Origin of the sequence: Thauera sp. GDN1 (assembly GCF_029223545.1) — a bacterium.
Classification (GTDB): domain Bacteria; phylum Pseudomonadota; class Gammaproteobacteria; order Burkholderiales; family Rhodocyclaceae; genus Thauera.
The window spans coordinates 1,327,675-1,345,115 of record NZ_CP097870.1; the positions used below are offsets into that span (position 1 = coordinate 1,327,675).

Consider the following 17,441-nt stretch of genomic DNA (forward strand, 5'->3'; position numbering starts at 1 on the left):
TCTCCTTGCGCGCTCAGACCGACATCGGGTTGGGCTTGTTCGGGTCGAGGTTGTACTTGACCAGGGCTGCCGCAACCTTGTCACGACCGATCACGCCGTCGTCGGCCAGCGCCTTCAGCGCCGCCAGGGTCACCCAGTGACGATCCACCTCGAAGAAGTGGCGCAGGTTCTCGCGGGTGTCCGAACGACCGAAGCCGTCAGTGCCGAGCGTCACATAGCTGCCCTTGATGAAGGGACGGATCTGCTCGGGGAGCATGCGGATGTAGTCGGTGGCCGCGATGACGGGGCCTTGCGCGCCTTCCAGCTTCTGGGCAACGTGCGACTGCCTCGGCTCCTCCATCGGGTGCAGCAGGTTCCAGCGCTCGACGTCCTGGCCGTTGCGCGCCAGTTCGTTGAAGCTGGGCGCGCCCCAGATGTCGGCCTCCACCCCCCAGTCCGCCTTGAGCAGGTCGGCGGCGGCGATCACTTCGCGGAAGATCGTGCCCGAACCCATCAGCTGCACGCGCGGACCGGTGCCGGTAGCGCCCTTGCGGAAGGCGTACAGGCCCTTGAGGATGTCTTGCTCCGCACCGGCCGGCATCTCGGGATGTTCGTAGTTCTCGTTCATCACCGTGAGGTAGTAGTACACGTCCTCCTGCTCGGCGAACATCCGGCGCAGGCCGTCCTGCACGATCACCGCGACCTCGTACTGGAAGGTCGGGTCGTAGCTCACGCAGTTGGGAATCATGTTGGCCATCAGCAGGCTGTGGCCGTCCTCGTGCTGCAGGCCTTCGCCGTTCAGCGTGGTGCGACCGGCGGTGCCGCCGATCAGGAAGCCGCGCGTGCGCTGGTCCGCCGCCGCCCAGCACAGGTCCATCGTGCGCTGCAGGCCGAACATCGAATAGAAGATGTAGAACGGAATCATCTGCACGCCATGCACGCTGTAGGCGGTGCCGGCGGCGATCCAGTCGGCCATCGCGCCGGCTTCGTTGATGCCTTCCTGCAGCACCTGGCCGGTCTGGCTCTCCTTGTAGAACATGAGCTGGTCATGGTCTTCGGGGACGTACTTCTGGCCTTCCTGGTTCCAGATGCCGTACTGGCGGAACATGCCTTCCATGCCGAAGGTGCGGCTCTCGTCGGGCACGATCGGCACGATGTGGCGGCCGACCTGCTTGTCCTTCAGGAGCGTGTTCATGATGCGCACCACCGCCATCGTGGTCGACAGCTCGCGGCCTTCGCCCGAGGCTTTGAGCAGCGCGGCGAAGGCGTCGAGCGCGGGCACGGCCAGCGGCGCGGCCTTGGTTCGGCGCTGGGGCAGGAAGCCGCCCAGGTCCATGCGGCGCTGCATCATGTACTTGTATTCGGGCGAGCCTTCCTCGAACTTGAGGTAGGGCAGTTCCTCGAGCTTGTCGTCGGGCACCGGCAGGCCGAAGCGGTCACGGAAGCGGCGGATCGCCTCGACGTCCATCTTCTTCTGCTGGTGACTGATGTTCATCGCCTCGCCGGCCTGGCCCATGCCGAAGCCCTTGATGGTCTTGGCGAGGATCAGCGTCGGCTGGCCCTTGTGCTCGGAAGCGGCCTTGTAGGCGGAGAAGATCTTGAAGAGGTCGTGACCACCGCGGTTCAGCTGCCACACCTGATCGTCGGTCCAGTCGGCAACCAGCGCGCGCAGCTCGGGCGTGTTGAAGAAGTGCTCGCGCACGTAGGCGCCGTCCTTGGCCTTGAAGGTCTGATACTCGCCGTCGCAGGCGTTCATCATGCGCTGCTTGAGCAGGCCCTGCTTGTCGCGGGCGAGCAGGCTGTCCCACTGCGTGCCCCAGATCACCTTGATGACGTTCCAGCCCGCGCCGCGGAATCCCGACTCGAGCTCCTGGATGATCTTGCCGTTGCCGCGCACCGGGCCATCGAGGCGCTGCAGGTTGCAGTTGATGACGAACACGAGGTTGTCCAGCTTCTCGCGGCCGGCCATGCCGATCGCGCCCAGCGACTCGACCTCGTCGGTCTCGCCGTCACCGAGGAAGGCCCACACCTTCCTCTGCTCCGCGCGCGCAGGGTCGATCATGTTGCGGCTGGCCATGTACTTCATGAAGCGCGCCTGGTAGATCGCGCACAGCGGGCCCAGGCCCATCGACACGGTCGGGAACTGCCAGAAATCCGGCATCAGCCAGGGGTGCGGGTAGGACGAGATGCCCTTGCCGCCGACTTCCTGGCGGAAGTTGTCCATCTGCTCTTCCGTGAGCCGGCCGAGCATGAAGGCGCGCGCATAGACCCCGGGCACCGAGTGGCCCTGGAAGTAGATCATGTCGCCGTCGTGGGCTTCGGAGGGCGCGTGCCAGAAGTGCGAGAAGCCGACGTCGTAGAGGGCTGCGGCCGACGCGAACGAGGCGATGTGGCCGCCGACGTTGGTGTTCTTGTTCGCGCGCACCACCATCGCCATCGCGTTCCAGCGGATGTACGAGTGGAGCTTGATCTCCATGTCCGGATCGCCCGGATACGGCGGCTGCTGCTCGGCGGGGATGGTGTTGATGTATTCGGTGGTGGCCGAGTAGGGGATGTTCACCCCTTCCTGGCGCGCAGTCGCGATCAGCGTCTCGATCAGGTAGTGGGCGCGGGCGGGGCCTTCATGTTCGACGACGGCGGCGAGCGACTCCAGCCATTCCTTCGTTTCCTGCGGATCCGTGTCGGTATGCGGGAGAACGTTGCTGTTTCCGGTCATGGTTTGTCTCCTCATGACGTTCGGTTGGCGATTCCTGTCCGGTGGAGACAGGCGTTTCTTGGTTGCAGGCACGACCATGCCGACTGCCGCACGGCCAGCGTTTCGAACTATAAAACGTGTTTTCGCAATGTGCAATATGTTTTCGCGGGATCCGTGTGAGCCTCTTCGTGGTGGCCTTTCAGGGGTGTCGGGAGTCGGCATTCCCCGCTTCGCGCGCGAAGACGACTTCGCCGTTGCGGATCTCGCCGAGGTGGATTTCGCGCGCCGAGCGCAGCGTCTCGTGGTTGTCCGCGGAGAAGGGGCGGCGGTAGTTCATGATCACGCCCTCGACCGCCGCGTCGAGGTTTTCCAGCGCGTCGCGGATGCGCGCACCCTCGAGGCTCCTGGCCTGGCGGATCGCGGCGGCGAGCAGCAGCATCGAGTCGTAGCCCTGCGCGGCGGCGGGCGGCACGGGGATGCGCGCGCTCCCGGTCGCCGCGCGCCAGGCGTCCACGAAGGCGGCCTGCTTCGCGGTGCGCGGCTGCTGGATGAAGGTCTGCGGCATGCGCGCCCCTTCGGCGTTGCGCCCCGCGATCTCGATGAAGTTCGACATCGCCAGCGTCCAGCTGCCGATGATCGGCGCCTGCCAGCCCATTCGCGCCATGCCGTTGGCGATGTGCGCCAGCTCCGGGCCGATGCCGTAGGTGAGCACCGCCTGTGCGCCGGCATCGCGTGCGCGCTCCAGGTGCGTGCGCATGTCGGTCTGGCGCAGCTGGAAGCGCTCGACGGCGACCGGCTCGATCCCGTGCGACCGCAACGCGGCGATCAGGTCGGCGCTGCCCAGAATGCCGTAGTTGCTGGCGTCGTGCAGGATGGCGAGGCGACTGAAGCCGCGCCGCTTCACCGCCTCGTCGGCGATGACCTCCGCCTGCAGGGTGTCGTTCGCCGACACCCGGAAGACGTAGTTCTCGGCGAATTCGGGCGGCTGGAACTGGCGGGTGATCAGGGTGCCGGTGGCGACCGAGGTGATCACCGGGATGCGGGCGGTCTGATAGTGGCGCTGGCTGGCGAGGGCGACGCCGGTGTTGACGATGCCCAGTCCCGCCACCACACGCTCGCGATTGACGAAATCGCGCACGATCTGGGCGCCGAGGTCATTGCTGGCCTGGTCGTCGCGCTCCACGAGTTCGACCCGGTGCCCGAGCAGCCCGCCGCCGGCATTGATCTCGGCTGCGGCAATCCGGATGCCCTCGCGCATCGACAGGCCCATTGGCGCGGAGGGGCCGGAAAAGGGACCGGACACCCCGATCCTGATCGGTGCGCGCTCTGCGGAACCTTGCGTTCCGCGCAGGGGCGCCGTGCCGGTCGCCAGTGCCGATGCTGGCAGTGCCATGGCACATGGCACGAGGACCAGCAACGGAAGAATGGCGCGCCGAAGCAGCGCGATCAGCGAGCTCATGGCTGCACTCTAGGCAGCGGACCGGGTCGCAAATATTGGCGGAAACCCGGACGGATCCGATGCCGCAATGCACCAATTCTAATGACAAACGATTGCGTCGGTTAGGGTTAGACCGGATGACGGGCGCCCGGTCGATAGTCAAGAATCGAAGACTTTTCCTTCCGTCGCGCCGCGCCCTCCCAATGCAACAGCCAAACGCCGTTCAGGCTCCGTCGCCGCGCTGGTACTGGGTGGTGCCTTACGCCGCAGTGCTGCTGTTCGCGCTGGCGATGCTCGCGCTGGTCGGCCTGCTGCAGCAGCGCGAGGCGAACGTGGAGCGCGACGCGCTCGCCCGCGACCTGCAATGGACCGAGCAGGCGATGCGGCGCGCGATGCTGGGCACCGAGGAATTCCTGGTGCAGATGGCGCGCGACCTGTCGGCCGGCACGCTCGAATACGACGACTTCCAGTTGCGTGCCAACGAGCACCTCGCCGCCAATGCCGCACTGAACAACATCGCCTGGGTCGGGCGGGATCAGGTCATCCGGTGGACCGCGCCCTTCGACACGCAGGACTGGCTGGCCGGCGAGGCGCTGCTCGATGCCCAGGTCCAGGCCTTCCAGCAGAGCGCGCTGTCGTCGCGGCTCGCCTATGGGCGACCCTACGCCGGGCCGCGCGAGGTCGCGGTGTTCGAGGTGTTCGCACCCGTCCAGCGTCGGGGCGAGTTCCTGGGCGTGATGGTCGCGGTGTATTCCGTCGAGCGCATGATCAGCCGGCTGGCACCGGACCGCTTCGCCGAGAAATACCGCCTCGGGATCCTCGATGCCGACGGCAAGGTACTCGCGTTCAGTTCGGCGCTGCCGACCGAGGATGCCTATCTGTCGCAGACCCTGGTGCTCGACCCGCCCGGGAACGGCATGGCGCTGCAGGCCATGGCCTTCCGCACCGGCGGCAGCGTGGTGGCGGCGCTGCCGATGATCGTGATCCTCGGGCTGTCGCTGCTCGTGATGTGGAGCTTCTGGCTGCTGCGGCGCCATGTGTCGCGCCGGGTGCAGGTGGAGAAGGAGCGCGACCGCCTGTTCAACCTCTCGCTCGACATGCTGTGCGTGGTCGATCTCGACGGCCGCTTCCGGCGCTGCAACCCGGCCTTCGAGCGCGTGCTCGGTCATGACCCGGGGCAGCTTCCCGGCCAGCTGCTGATCGATTTCGTCCATCCCGAGGACGTGGCCGCCACGCTCGACATGCTGCGCCGCCTCGCTGCCGGCGAGCCGGTCAGTTTCGAGAACCGCTGCCGCTGTGCCGACGGCAGCTACAAGTGGCTGATGTGGAGCATCAACCCGGTGCCCGAGGAGCGGATGGTCTACGCGGTGGCACACGACGTCACCGGCCGCAAGGCGACCGAGGATGCGCTGCGCGCCGAGTCGGCCTTCCGCAAGGCGATGGAGGATTCGGTCGTCACCGGCCTGCGTGCGATCGACCTCTCCGGGCGCATCATCTACGTGAATACCGCGTTCTGCCGCATGATCGGCTTCGACGAGAAGGAGCTGCTCGGAGCGACCGCGCCCTTTCCCTACTGGCCGCCCGAGCAGGTCGAGGTGTGCGAGCGCAACCTGGCGATGACGCTGGCCGGGCAGGCGCCGCGCAGCGGCTTCGAGATGCGCATCCAGCGCAAGAACGGCGAGCGCTTCGACGCGCGCTTCTACCTGTCGCCGCTGATCGACCTCACCGGCCGGCAGACCGGCTGGATGGCGTCGATCACCGACATCACCGAGCCCAAGCGCGTGCGCGCCGCGCTCGAGTCCGCGCACGAGCGCTTCGAGGCGGTGCTCGACGGTCTGGATGCGGCGGTGTTCGTCGCCGATGCCCGCACCGACGAGATCCTGTTCGCCAACCTCGCCTTCAAGCGCATCCACGGCTTCGACGCGGTCGGGCGCACGGTGCGCGGGGTCGCCGTGCCGCAGCCCGAGCGCGGCGACTACCGCATCGACCCGCGCAACCTGTCGCCCGGCGATGTGCCTCGCGAGCTCTTCGACGGCGAGCTGCAGCACCCGCTGTCCGGGCGCTGGTACCACGTGCGCGAGCAGGCCACGCGCTGGGTCGATGGCCGCGTGGTGCGCATGGGCATCGCCACCGACATCACGGACCGCAAGCAGACCGCCGAGGTCGCGCGCCAGCAGGAAGAGCGCCTGCAGCGCACCTCGCGCCTGATCACGATGGGCGAGATGGCGTCGACGCTCGCGCACGAGCTCAACCAGCCGCTGTCGGCGATCGCCAACTACTGCGCGGGTTCGGTCACCCGCCTGCAGGCGGGCAACGCCAGGCTGGAAGACGTGCTCGCCGCGATGCAGAAGGCCAGCTTCCAGGCCGAACGCGCCGGCAAGATCATCCGCCGCGTGCGCGAGTTCGTGAAGAAGAGCGAGCCGCGGCGCAGCGCGGTCCGGATCACCGAGGTGCTGGAGGATGCGATCGGCTTCGCCGACATCGATGCGCGTCGCACCGGCATGCGCATCCAGACCGAGATCGAACCGGAGCTGCCGCCGGTGTACGCCGATCGCATCATGATCGAGCAGGTGCTGCTGAACCTGATTCGCAACGGACTCGATGCGATGAACGACACGCTGCCCGATCAGCGCCTGCTGAGGGTGCGCGTGCGCAGCTTCGGCGAGGATGCGGTCGAGGTGGCGGTCATCGACCGCGGCCACGGCATCAGCGAGGAGGGGAGGCGGCAGCTGTTCACCCCCTTCTACACCACCAAGGCCGAGGGCATGGGCATGGGGCTGAACATCTGCCGCTCGATCGTAGAGTTCCACAACGGGCGATTGCTTGTCGACGACAACCCCGAAGGCGGTACCATATTCTCGTTTACCCTCCCGACGGAGACAGCCAGTGAGCGGATTGCCCGCAGCGCCTGACCAGATCGTTCACATCGTCGACGACGACGAAGCCCTGCGCGACTCGCTCGCCTGGATGCTGGAGGCCAACGGCTACGCGGTCGCGGCCCACGAATCGGGCGAAGCCTTCCTCACTGGCTGCACGCCGGACATGACCGGCTGCATCGTGCTCGACGTGCGCATGCCGGGCATGAGCGGGCTGGAGCTGTTCGAGGAGCTCGGCCGTCGGCGCTGCGGTCTGCCGGTGGTCTTCATCACCGGCCACGGCGACGTGCCGATGGCGGTGTCGGCGCTGAAGAAGGGCGCGGTCGATTTCATCGAGAAGCCCTTCGGCGAGCGTGATCTGTTGCGCCTGGTCGAACAGTGCCTGAAGCTGGAGCGCGAGACCCGCGGCAAGCGCCTCCTGGAGGCGGATACCGCACGCCGCCTCGGTCAGCTCACCCAGCGCGAGCGCGAAGTCCTCGACCTCATCATCGTCGGCAAGCTCAACAAGCAGATCGCCGACGTGCTCGGAATCAGCATCAAGACGGTGGAAGTGCACCGCGCCCGCGTGATGGAAAAGATGGGCGCCCACTCCCTGGCCGAGCTCGTGCAGCACGTCGTCTCGCTCGAACCGGGTGCCGTGCGCTGATCCGGCCCGCAGTTCGTCAGCGCGGGCAAGTCCGCTCCCGCAGGGAATCCGCGCCCGCATGACGAGCAGCACTCGAGTACCGCCGGCCGCCCGCCGCGTGCGGGCAGAACGTTTTGTACATCGCCACCCAGAATGACCGGAATCAACGCCCTTTTCCTTCTCACCGGCCTGCTGCTGTTCATCAGCGTGCTCGCAAGCACCATTTCCGCCCGCCTCGGGCTGCCGCTGCTGCTGCTCTTTCTCGGCGTGGGCATGCTGGCCGGCGAGGATGGGCCGGGCGGCATCGTGTTCGAGGACTTCTTCATCGCCTCGCTGATCGCCCAGGCGGCGCTGTCGGTGATCCTGCTCGACGGCGGCCTGCGCACCCGCGTCAGCAGCTTCCGCGTGGCCTTGAAACCGGCGGCGGTGCTGGCGAGCTGGGGGGTGATCGGCACGGCGCTGATGCTCGGCCTGTTCGCCACCTGGCTGCTCGACGTGGACTGGCGACTGGGCATGCTGCTGGCGTCGATCGTCGGCTCGACCGACGCCGCCGCGGTGTTCGCGTTGCTGCGCAACAGCGGCGTGCGCCTCAACGAGCGCGTGCAGGCGACGCTCGAGATCGAATCCGGCGCCAACGATCCGATGGCGATCCTGCTGGTCACTGCCCTAGTCGGCATGCTGCTGCAACCGGAGACCGCAACCGTCGGCAGCTTCGCCTGGATGCTGGCGAGCCAGCTCGGTCTCGGCGCGATCCTCGGCCTGGCCGGCGGCTGGGTGCTGTCGCGGCTGATGGCGCGTCTGTCGCTCCCGGATGGGCTGTACGCGCTGCTGATCCTGTCGGGGGGCACGCTGATCTTCGCCGCCACCAACCTCCTCAACGGCAGCGGGTTCCTTGCGGTGTATCTCGCCGGCATCGTCGTCGGCAACCGTCGCAGCCATGCCACCGAGCATGTGCTGCGAGTGATGGACGGCCTGGCCTGGCTGGCCCAGGCCGGCATGTTCGTGGTCCTCGGCCTGCTGGTGACGCCGTCGAACATGCTCGACCATGCTGCCGAGGCCTTCGCGATGGCGGTGTTCCTGATGCTGGTGGCGCGGCCGCTCGCGGTGCTGATCGGCCTGGCGCCGTTCAGCTATCCGCGCAAGGAACTGGCCTACGTGAGCTGGGTCGGCTTGCGTGGCGCGGTGCCGGTCGTGCTTGCGATCGTTCCGGTGGTGATGGGCGTACCCGATTCGGAACTGCTGTTCAATGTGGCCTTCGCGGTCGTGCTGCTGTCGCTGCTGGTGCAGGGCGCGACCGTGCCGATGGCCGCACGCTGGCTCAAGGTCGAGGTGCCGGCGCGCGACGAGCCGCGCGACCGGCGCGAGGTGTGGGTCGGTGACGAGGCGGCGGTCGATCTGCTCGAGTACCGCGTCATTGCCGGATCGCGCGCCGAGGGGCGGCACCCGGACGACCTTGCGGCCGAGTTCCCCGGCCTCGACGTGCGCTGCGTGGCGCTGGTGCGCGGCGGGCATCTGCACCAGCTGACCGTCGATTCGCGCATGATTCCGGGCGATTCGGTGTGGTTCGTCGCCCCCGACGAGATCGCCGACCGCATCGCGCGGATGTTCGGCGGCACCGGCGGCGAACTCAGTGCCAACGCGAGCTTCTTCGGCGAGTTCGTGGTCGATCCCGAATGCTCCGCGGGCGATCTCGCGGACGCCTACGGACTCGGCATCGCCGAGCATGAGCGACGCCTGTCGGTGGGCGAACTCCTGCTCGCCCGCCTCGGCCGTGCCGCGGTGGTGGGCGACCGCGTGCATATCGGCGCCTTCGTGCTGACGGTGCGCGAGATGAGCGCAAAGGGCGTGATCACCGCCGCCGGCCTCAAGTGCCCGCCACCGGGGTGAGCGTCGGGGCGCCCGCTGCCTCCGCGGGCGTGGGCATCCCCGGACGATTGCAGGGGCGATCGGTTGCACTGCACAAGATCGCCGCCGCCGCATGCGCCGGCATGTTGTAAAATCCCGCCTTTTTTAGGGGCTCTTCCGATGACCGCTCGCATCATCGACGGCAACGCGCTCTCGGCGCAGGTTCGCGGCGAGATCGCCGGGCGCGCCGCAGCACTGACGGCGCGTGGTGTGCAACCCTGTCTGGCGGTCATGCTGGTCGGCGCAGATCCGGCCTCCGCGGTCTATGTGCGCAACAAGGTCGCCGGCTGCGAGAAGGCGGGCATCCGCTCGCTGCGCTTCGACTACCCCGAGAACGCCACCCAGGAAGAGGTGATGGCCAAGCTGGCCGAACTCAACGCCGATCCCTCGGTGCATGGCATCCTGGTGCAGTTGCCGCTGCCGAAGCACCTGGACGAGACCGCGGTGCTCGAGGCCATCGACATCGGCAAGGACGTCGACGGCTTCCACGCCGAGAACGTCGGTCGCCTGTCGCAGAACCGCGAGGGCTTCATCCCGTGCACCCCGCACGGCGTCATGAAGATGCTGGAGAGCACCGGCACCCCGGTGCAGGGCGCCGAGGCGGTGGTGATCGGCCGCTCCAACATCGTCGGCAAGCCGATGGCGATGCTGCTGACCAACGCCGGCGCCACCGTCACCGTGTGCCATTCGAAGACGAAGGACCTGGCCTTCCACACCCGCCGCGCCGACATCCTGGTGGCGGCCATCGGCAAGCCGCGCTTCGTCACCGGCGACATGATCAAGCCGGGCGCCACCGTCATCGACGTCGGCATCAACCGCCTGCAGGACGGCCCGGACGCCGGCAAGCTGTGCGGCGACGTGGATTTCGAATCGGCGAAGGAAGTCGCCGGCGCCATCACCCCGGTGCCGGGTGGCGTGGGGCCGATGACCATCACCATGCTGCTGGAGAACACCGTGATTTCCGCCGGGCGCGCCGCGCGCGCGGCCGGCAAGTAAGGATAGCGAGATGAGCGAAACCAAACCCGTCGTCGGCATCATCATGGGCTCCAACTCGGACTGGCCCACGATGAAGGCGGCCGCGAAGATGCTGGAAGACTTCGGCGTGCCCTTCGAGGCCCAGGTCGTCTCCGCCCACCGCACGCCCGACCTGATGTTCGAATACGCCGAGGCCGCGCGTGGCCGCGGGCTGAAGGCGATCATCGCCGGCGCGGGCGGCGCGGCCCATCTGCCGGGCATGGTCGCGGCCAAGACCACGCTGCCGGTGCTGGGCGTGCCGGTGCAGTCGAAGGCGCTGTCGGGGCAGGATTCGCTGCTGTCCATCGTGCAGATGCCCAAGGGCATCCCGGTCGCCACCTTCGCCATCGGCGAGGCGGGCGCGGCCAACGCCGGCCTGTTCGCGGTGGCGCTGCTCGCCGTCGAGGACGCCGAACTGGCGCAGAAACTCGCCGACTTCCGTGCCCGCCAGACCCAGGCGGTGCTCGACATGACCCTGGATTGAGACTCGCATCATGATCCTCCCGCCTGCCACACTCGGCATGCTCGGCGGCGGCCAGCTCGGCCGCTTTTTCGTTTCGGCCGCGCACGAGATGGGCTACAAGGTCTGGGTGCTCGACCCCGACCCGAACAGCCCCGCCGGCCTGATCGCCGACCGCCACCTGGTCGCCGCCTACGACGACTACGTCGCGCTCGACACGCTGGGCAGCGAATGCGCCGCGGTGACGACCGAGTTCGAGAACGTCCCCGCCGACACCCTCGACTATCTCGCCAAGTTCATCCCGGTGCATCCGGCGGCGAGCGCGGTCGCGGTGTGCCAGAACCGTATCGCCGAGAAGAGCTTCCTCGCCGACAACGGACTGCCGCATGGCCCCTTCGCCGCCATCCGCAGCGAGGACGACATCCGCAACGCCAACGCCGGGCTGTTTCCCGCCGTGCTCAAGGTGGCGCGCTTCGGCTACGACGGCAAGGGCCAGGCCCGGGTCGCCGACCGCGACGAGGCGGTAGCCGCCTTCCAGCACTTCAAGGGCGAGCCCTGCGTGCTGGAGAAGATGCTGACGCTCGATTACGAGGTGTCGGTGGTGCTGGCGCGCGACGAGGCGGGCAAGGTGCGCTGCTTCCCGACCGGCGAGAACCGCCATCGCAATGGCATCCTCGACGTCACCATCGCGCCGGCGCAGGCGTCGGCCTGCCTGCGTGACAACGCGCAGGAGATCGCCGAACGCATCGCCGAGAAACTCGGCTACATCGGCACGCTGGGGGTCGAGTTCTTCGTGTGCCGCGGCGAACTCTTCGTCAACGAGATGGCGCCGCGCCCGCACAACAGCGGCCACCACACCATCGACGCCTGCGACGTCAGCCAGTACGAGCAGCAGGTGAGGGCGCTGTGCGGCCTGCCGCTGGCCGCGCCGCGCCAGCATTCGGCGGCGGTGATGGTCAACCTGCTCGGCGAGCTGTGGTACGAGGACTGCAAGGGCCACGGTGCCTACCGCGAGCCCGACTGGTCGCTGCTGCACGCCGTGCCCGGCCTGCGCCTGCACCTCTACGGCAAGCATCACGCCCGCCCGGGGCGCAAGATGGGCCACTTCGTGGTGATCGGCGACGATGCCTCGGCGGTGCTGGAGCGCGCGCTGGCCGCGCGTGCCGCGATCGGCATCCGCGACGAGTGAGCGCGCAGCAGTGAGCGAAGCCGGAGTGAAAGCGCGTGGCCGCATCGAGCCGCCTACGCTGGTCGCGATCCGCGCGGCGGCCGACCTGCTGCGCGCCGGCGACATCGTCGGCATGCCGACCGAGACGGTCTACGGGCTCGCCGCCGACGCGCTCGACCCGGAGGCGGTGAAGAAGATCTTCGCCGCCAAGGGCCGGCCCGCCGATCACCCGCTGATCGTGCATCTGCCGTCGGCCGACCATCTGCCGCGCTGGGCGGCGAGCATTCCCAAGGACGCCATCGCGCTCGCCCGCGCCTTCTGGCCCGGCCCGCTGACGCTGATCCTCAAGCGCACGTCCGACGTGCCCCTCGAAGTCACCGGCGGCCAGGACACGGTCGGCGTCCGCGTGCCCTCGCATCCGGTGGCGCAGGCCTTGCTGCAGGTCTTCGACTCCGGCATCGCCGCCCCCAGCGCCAACCGCTTCGGCCGCATCAGCCCGACCACCGCCGCGCATGTCCAGGAAGAACTCGGCGAGCGCGTGGCCATGATCCTCGACGGCGGCGCCTGCGAAGTGGGCATCGAATCGACGATCCTCGACTTCTCCCGCGATGTCCCCGAGATCCTGCGCCCTGGCGCGATCACGCCCGACGACATCGCCCGCGTCATCGGGCGCCGACCGCGGCTCAGGGGCGAGTCCGAGCCCGGCCCGGGAACGGGCAGCGAGGGTGCCGGTGCAGATGCGCTCGTCGCCTCCGCAGCGGCGGGGCCCGTCTCCGAGACCGCGCCCGCGCCGCGCGTCTCCGGCGCGCTTGCCGCGCACTACGCACCGCGCACCCCGCTGCGTCTGGTCGGGCCAGCCCTGCTCGCGGACGAGGCCGTCACGCTGGCCGGCGAGGGCAGTCGCGTCGCCGTGCTCGCGCATGCCGTTTCCAATCCGCACGATTCGCGCCTCATCTGGCACGCGATGCCGGCCGATCCCGCGGCTTACGCGCACGAACTCTACGCAAGCCTGCGTGCGGTCGATGCACTCGATGCGGATTTCATCCTGATCGAAGCCTTGCCCGGGGCACTCGCCTGGCGCGCGGTTGCAGACCGCCTCGGCCGCGCCGCCGTCGGCTCGGGTGGGAAGGACGCGCAGGATTGAGGTTCGCCGCGCCGGCGCCGGAGTAAGCGAAAGAGGGCCCGAAAGGGGCTTCCATTTCGCCCGCTGGCTCACTATAATGCGCGCTCTTTCAGGGCCGATAGCTCAGCTGGGAGAGCGCTGCGTTCGCAATGCAGAGGTCGGGAGTTCGATCCTCCTTCGGTCCACCAAGAATTCCAGTTCAAGACAGCGCACCACACTGAAAAGTGTCGTGCGCTGTCTTGTTTTCAGGCCCCTGGGATTCATGTCCCGGATGTGGCTGCAGCGTGGCCGTGCGCCTTGTTAGCGCCCACAGCTCAAGCGCCACATCGCATCCTTGAGCTTCCGGCGGTCCGTCCTGAGCTGCTCCATCCGCCACGAAGGACCGCCGCGTCGCCCTTCGGCGTCGATGTGCTTGACTTACGTCTTGAGCTGTTCGCACTCGTACTCGTTTCCCACCCATCAAGCGGTTCGCGACAACCTCATCCGACTCAATGCGGCACACCTTCGCATCCGCGTGAAGCGGGTCGACATCCCCATGCCGCGGCTGATGGAGGTGGTCGTCGACGACGGTTATCAGGGGCGGAACACGCCCGGCCGACAGTTGAAAGGCAGTGACCTCATCCGCTTTAGCGTGTTGGAGTCGAAGCGAGATGATGTGCCTGACAATGTCCGGGGGGGGCGTATGAACTCACCGATTCGCACCTCACGGTAGAGCTCGTCAGGTGGAAGTCGAACCTCCCCACTTCCACGAAAGCTGAGTAGGTTAGGGCCTGACCTGGCATGCAGAGACGACTGAGGGCGTGCGCGTCCCACATGTGTCGGTAATTGCAGCGTGCTTGCTGGTACGCTCGAGTTGATATGGCGGTGGAGAGTCGCTCCTGGGCCAATCCTGCAGCCATGCAGCATCTCGCCTGCATTAACAGTGGGTGCTCTCGAAAAATCAAGTGCTTACGGGCGGCGTTTCGGCGTCAATCAAGGGTGCCAGACGGTCTTGCAACTGGATCGTGTACGTCGTTTGTACTAACATTGGGGCGGTTGGACTCACAAACGAGGTGCCATCATGGTTGCCGTTGCATCTTCTCCCGCTGCCCGTTCCGCCCGCCTGGGCCTGCGCGCCACGCCTGAACAGGAAGTCGTGCTGCGCCGTGCTGCCGAAGTGGCGCACAAATCCCTGACCGATTTCATTCTGGATAGCGCCTGCCTGGCCGCCGAGCAGACCTTGCTCGACCAGCGCCTGTTCATGGTGACTGGCAGCCAGTATCAAGCCCTGATGGATTTGCTGGATCAGCCAGAGCAGCCCAACGAGGGTCTGCGCGATCTGTTCTCGCGCAAAGCCCCCTGGGACCAGGCATGAGCTTGCGCGGTCCAGAATCTCTTGGCTTGCAGCATCGGCTGGAGGGATTCGATTGCGGCAAGCCTGCCCTGAACGACTGGCTGCTGTGCCACGCGAGACAAGCTCAGGGCAGCGGATCGGCCAAGACCTTCGTGGTGGCCGATGATGACCGGGTGGCAGGCTACTTCAGTCTGACCGTTGGTCAGATCGACACGCTGGAGGCGCCGGAGCGCATCCGCAAGGGGATGGGGCAGTATCCTTTGCCGGTGGTGATTCTGGCGCGGCTGGCAGTATCAAAGCAGGATCGGGGGCGCGGCATAGGCTTCGGCCTGCTGCAGGATGCGATTCGGCGCACGATGCTGATTGCCGAGCAGGCTGGCATCCGGGCCATGCTGACCCATCCGATCGATGAGGAGGCGGCGAAGTTCTACACCCGCTTCGGCTTCATCGCCTCGCCGCTGCGCGAGCAGCAGCTGCTACTGCTGCTCAAGGATGCGAGGAAGTTCGTGATGGCCTGAGTTCAATTCAGGGCATCACACATCTTACCGCACTACGAATTCCCGCAACTGGCGCTTGTACTCGTCACTCGGGGTCGCCCAACTCTTCGGCGGCACTCTGCAACTCACCTTCCCGGAACTTGTGAGCTGGAGCGGCAATGAAGTCAATGGCTGATAGGTTCAAGAAAATTTCGCGGTGATACCCTTCAGGAGCGAGATGCAGCATTTCATGCTCGTTGCTCAACATCAACATGCAGAAGGTTTCGTACAGATCCCTGTTTTCATTGATCGAGATGCATCGACTGCGGTCGCCTGGCAACTGCCATGTGATGTCGCGGGCTCTAGAGGCATACAACTGCGTTGTCTCGTGAGCCTCTTGCTGTACTTTGGTACGATCCTCCGGCTTGATGCTGCCATTTGCAATCAACTCGTCCAGATCTGCGTCATCAAGCGAAACCATTTTGATGACGGCCTGAATTTCCTGTTCGTTGAACTCGTCATTCAAGCACTCCGGGTACTCGAGATGCTCCACGATCTTCCAGAATGCCTCATCGGGCTTTACACCCAGGTGCTGTGCACCATAGTCCTCAGGTCCGTAGTCGTCGTAGTCATCACTCGAAAAATAAGCATCAGCGATGGCCTTTCGGCGAACAAACACTATTCGATTGTCAAGTGATTCGACCTGAACAAAAGCCTCATCTCCCTGTACAGCATTGAAGAATCTGGACCGCTCTGCCTCAGAGACAGGCAGCAGCAGCGGAGGCGATCCGCTACTAAAGTGGATGGCAAGTTCGCCATAGTATTGGTGTTCATCGGGGACTTCCTTGTCGACGCCAAACAGGTCGAAAGGCTCCGGCTGTCCTTCAACTTGTCGCGGCGTGATGCCCAGCACCTTGGCGAGCTTGGCGATTTTTGATTTCGGAACGCTGCCGGCACCGCTTTCCCAGCGCTGGTAAGTCGGCTGACTGACCCCCACTGCTTCCGCTACCTGGACTTGTGTCATCCCGGACAGAAGCCTTGCTTTTCTGATTAATGACTTCACGCACATCTCTATTTTGATATTATTCGAATAATATTCGGATCATCATCGAATGTACATATGGCGGTCACGATTTCATACGGGTTTCTGGTATTTCACACATCAAACCCCGCCACCACCTCCCGCTGCGCCACCCAGTCGGTCGGCAGCGGATTGCGCTGGAACCACAAGAGGCTCATGCACTTGGGCTGCTGACCAGCCAGGATGGCCTGGATGATGGCCGGCTCCAGCAGAGTCAGGCGCAACAGCTCATTGACCGTCGAGTGGTGCAAGCCTTCGCGCTGGGCGATCTCGCTGCCGCTGGCGACCATCCCATCATCGAGCAACTGCTGCCAGTAGAACGCGCGTGTCAACGCCACCAGCAAGGGCTGGTCGTGCTGGGCAGCGACCTTGCCCGGGGCCTGCGCTTGCCCATCGGGACGCACCACCACCTTGCTGACGCCGCGCCTCCTGATCCTCAGCGGGATCAAGGTCGACAGCTTGACCTGCCCACCATCCCGGTGCTCGCGGGCGATCGGTGCGCCCATCGCCTGAACTTTTGGTTTCATGCTGATCCTTCCATCTGTTCCAGTTCCTACAGTTCGGCGCCGATGGTCCCAGGCAATAACTCTTGGGCCAGTTGTTGCCAGCCCTGATCCCGCCAGACGATCTCCAGCCCGCCGTCTGCGATCACCACGCGCTCGATCAGCAGCTTGGCCAGGCGGCACTGTTCGGCGGGGAACAACTGCTGCCACAGACCCGCCAGATTGCGTATCGGCAGCACCACCTCGGGCTCCGACATCTCGGGGCGGGTGGCACGAATCCGGTCCCATACCGACTGTACGATGTGTGGGGCCGACAGGGCGGCGACGATTGAGCTGCCCCAAGAATTTCGTCCTCCAAGGTAGTCGTCGTAGGATCGACACAACGAGAGGAAGAACGACGTGAAGCGCATCCCGAAACAGGAATACACGGCTGAGTTCAAGGAGCAGGCCGTCAAGCGAGCTGACGAGATCCGCAGCATCGGCCGCGTTGCCGAGGAACTGGGGTTGGTTGAGCAGACACTGCGCAACTGGATCAAGGCGGCGAAGGCGGGCAAGCTGAATCCAGCTGGCGCCAAGCAGATCACTGCCGAGCAGATGGAGCTGTCGCGGTTGCGCGCCCAAGTCGCGCGGCTCAAGATGGAGCTGGAGATCACAAAAAAAAGCTTCGGCATATTTCGCGAAGGATCTGCTGTGAAATATGCCTGGATCGAGACGCAGCGCAGATCCTCTCCGTTACCTGTGCTGTGCGACGCTTTATTGCGCAGG

14 protein-coding genes, 1 tRNA gene and 1 pseudogene are annotated in these 17,441 nt (G+C 66.1%); 11 read left to right on the forward strand and 5 right to left on the reverse strand.

The window, feature by feature from the left end:
* Window positions 1–13 precede the first annotated feature (13 nt).
* Window positions 14–2,695: a pyruvate dehydrogenase (acetyl-transferring), homodimeric type gene (gene aceE, locus CKCBHOJB_RS06000; protein WP_281051097.1), complete on the reverse strand. Its 2,682-nt coding sequence runs from the start codon at window positions 2,693–2,695 to the stop codon at window positions 14–16.
* A gap of 178 nt (window positions 2,696–2,873) precedes the next feature.
* Window positions 2,874–4,133 (reverse strand): ABC transporter substrate-binding protein, encoded by a 1,260-nt coding sequence (locus CKCBHOJB_RS06005; RefSeq protein ID WP_281051098.1) that lies wholly within the window; start codon window positions 4,131–4,133, stop codon window positions 2,874–2,876.
* A gap of 182 nt (window positions 4,134–4,315) precedes the next feature.
* Here CKCBHOJB_RS06005 and CKCBHOJB_RS06010 point away from each other — a divergent pair, with 182 nt between their 5' ends.
* From CKCBHOJB_RS06010 to CKCBHOJB_RS06055, 10 genes are all read left to right on the forward strand, one after another.
* Window positions 4,316–7,024 carry a PAS domain S-box protein gene (locus CKCBHOJB_RS06010; protein ID WP_281051099.1) on the forward strand — a complete coding sequence of 903 codons (2,709 nt, stop codon included), beginning with the start codon at window positions 4,316–4,318 and terminating at the stop codon, window positions 7,022–7,024.
* Window positions 6,999–7,634: a response regulator transcription factor gene (locus CKCBHOJB_RS06015; RefSeq protein ID WP_281051100.1), complete on the forward strand. Its 636-nt coding sequence runs from the start codon at window positions 6,999–7,001 to the stop codon at window positions 7,632–7,634. The genes CKCBHOJB_RS06010 and CKCBHOJB_RS06015 overlap by 26 nt, the downstream gene beginning before the upstream one ends.
* 132 nt (window positions 7,635–7,766) lie before the next feature.
* Complete coding sequence (locus CKCBHOJB_RS06020; RefSeq protein ID WP_281051101.1) at window positions 7,767–9,500, forward strand: potassium/proton antiporter; 1,734 nt, start codon at window positions 7,767–7,769, stop codon at window positions 9,498–9,500.
* Between the two features lie 138 nt (window positions 9,501–9,638).
* Window positions 9,639–10,514, forward strand: a complete 876-nt coding sequence (gene folD / locus CKCBHOJB_RS06025) for a bifunctional methylenetetrahydrofolate dehydrogenase/methenyltetrahydrofolate cyclohydrolase FolD (RefSeq protein WP_281051102.1) — start codon at window positions 9,639–9,641, stop codon at window positions 10,512–10,514.
* A gap of 10 nt (window positions 10,515–10,524) precedes the next feature.
* Window positions 10,525–11,016: a 5-(carboxyamino)imidazole ribonucleotide mutase gene (purE, locus tag CKCBHOJB_RS06030; protein WP_281051103.1), complete on the forward strand. Its 492-nt coding sequence runs from the start codon at window positions 10,525–10,527 to the stop codon at window positions 11,014–11,016.
* Between the two features lie 10 nt (window positions 11,017–11,026).
* Window positions 11,027–12,181 (forward strand): 5-(carboxyamino)imidazole ribonucleotide synthase, encoded by a 1,155-nt coding sequence (locus CKCBHOJB_RS06035; RefSeq protein ID WP_281051104.1) that lies wholly within the window; start codon window positions 11,027–11,029, stop codon window positions 12,179–12,181.
* Window positions 12,182–12,191: 10 nt separating this feature from the next.
* On the forward strand, window positions 12,192–13,304 hold the full coding sequence (locus CKCBHOJB_RS06040) for an L-threonylcarbamoyladenylate synthase (RefSeq protein ID WP_281051105.1): 1,113 nt from the start codon (window positions 12,192–12,194) through the stop codon (window positions 13,302–13,304).
* A gap of 91 nt (window positions 13,305–13,395) precedes the next feature.
* Window positions 13,396–13,471 (forward strand) — tRNA-Ala (locus tag CKCBHOJB_RS06045).
* Between the two features lie 872 nt (window positions 13,472–14,343).
* Window positions 14,344–14,637 carry a DUF1778 domain-containing protein gene (locus tag CKCBHOJB_RS06050; protein WP_281051106.1) on the forward strand — a complete coding sequence of 98 codons (294 nt, stop codon included), beginning with the start codon at window positions 14,344–14,346 and terminating at the stop codon, window positions 14,635–14,637.
* Complete coding sequence (locus tag CKCBHOJB_RS06055; RefSeq protein WP_281051107.1) at window positions 14,634–15,134, forward strand: GNAT family N-acetyltransferase; 501 nt, start codon at window positions 14,634–14,636, stop codon at window positions 15,132–15,134. Before CKCBHOJB_RS06050 ends, CKCBHOJB_RS06055 begins: the two co-directional genes overlap by 4 nt.
* Before the next feature lie 64 nt (window positions 15,135–15,198).
* Here the strand turns inward: CKCBHOJB_RS06055 and CKCBHOJB_RS06060 are convergent, their stop codons facing one another.
* The 3 genes from CKCBHOJB_RS06060 to CKCBHOJB_RS06070 all read right to left on the reverse strand — a co-directional run bounded on the left by CKCBHOJB_RS06060 (window position 15,199) and on the right by CKCBHOJB_RS06070 (window position 17,086).
* A complete protein-coding gene (locus CKCBHOJB_RS06060) occupies window positions 15,199–16,116 on the reverse strand; it encodes a helix-turn-helix domain-containing protein (RefSeq protein ID WP_281051108.1) in 918 nt (305 codons plus the stop codon).
* A gap of 131 nt (window positions 16,117–16,247) precedes the next feature.
* Complete coding sequence (locus CKCBHOJB_RS06065) at window positions 16,248–16,700, reverse strand: site-specific recombinase resolvase (RefSeq protein WP_281051109.1); 453 nt, start codon at window positions 16,698–16,700, stop codon at window positions 16,248–16,250.
* Between the two features lie 26 nt (window positions 16,701–16,726).
* Window positions 16,727–17,086, reverse strand: a complete 360-nt coding sequence (locus CKCBHOJB_RS06070; RefSeq protein WP_281051110.1) for a hypothetical protein — start codon at window positions 17,084–17,086, stop codon at window positions 16,727–16,729.
* On the opposite strand from CKCBHOJB_RS06070, the pseudogene CKCBHOJB_RS06075 reads away from it, so the two are divergent.
* Window positions 17,076–17,432, forward strand: a pseudogene (locus CKCBHOJB_RS06075) (transposase); the annotation flags it as partial. The gene CKCBHOJB_RS06070 and the pseudogene CKCBHOJB_RS06075 sit on opposite strands and share 11 nt — an antisense overlap.
* Window positions 17,433–17,441: the final 9 nt, after the last annotated feature.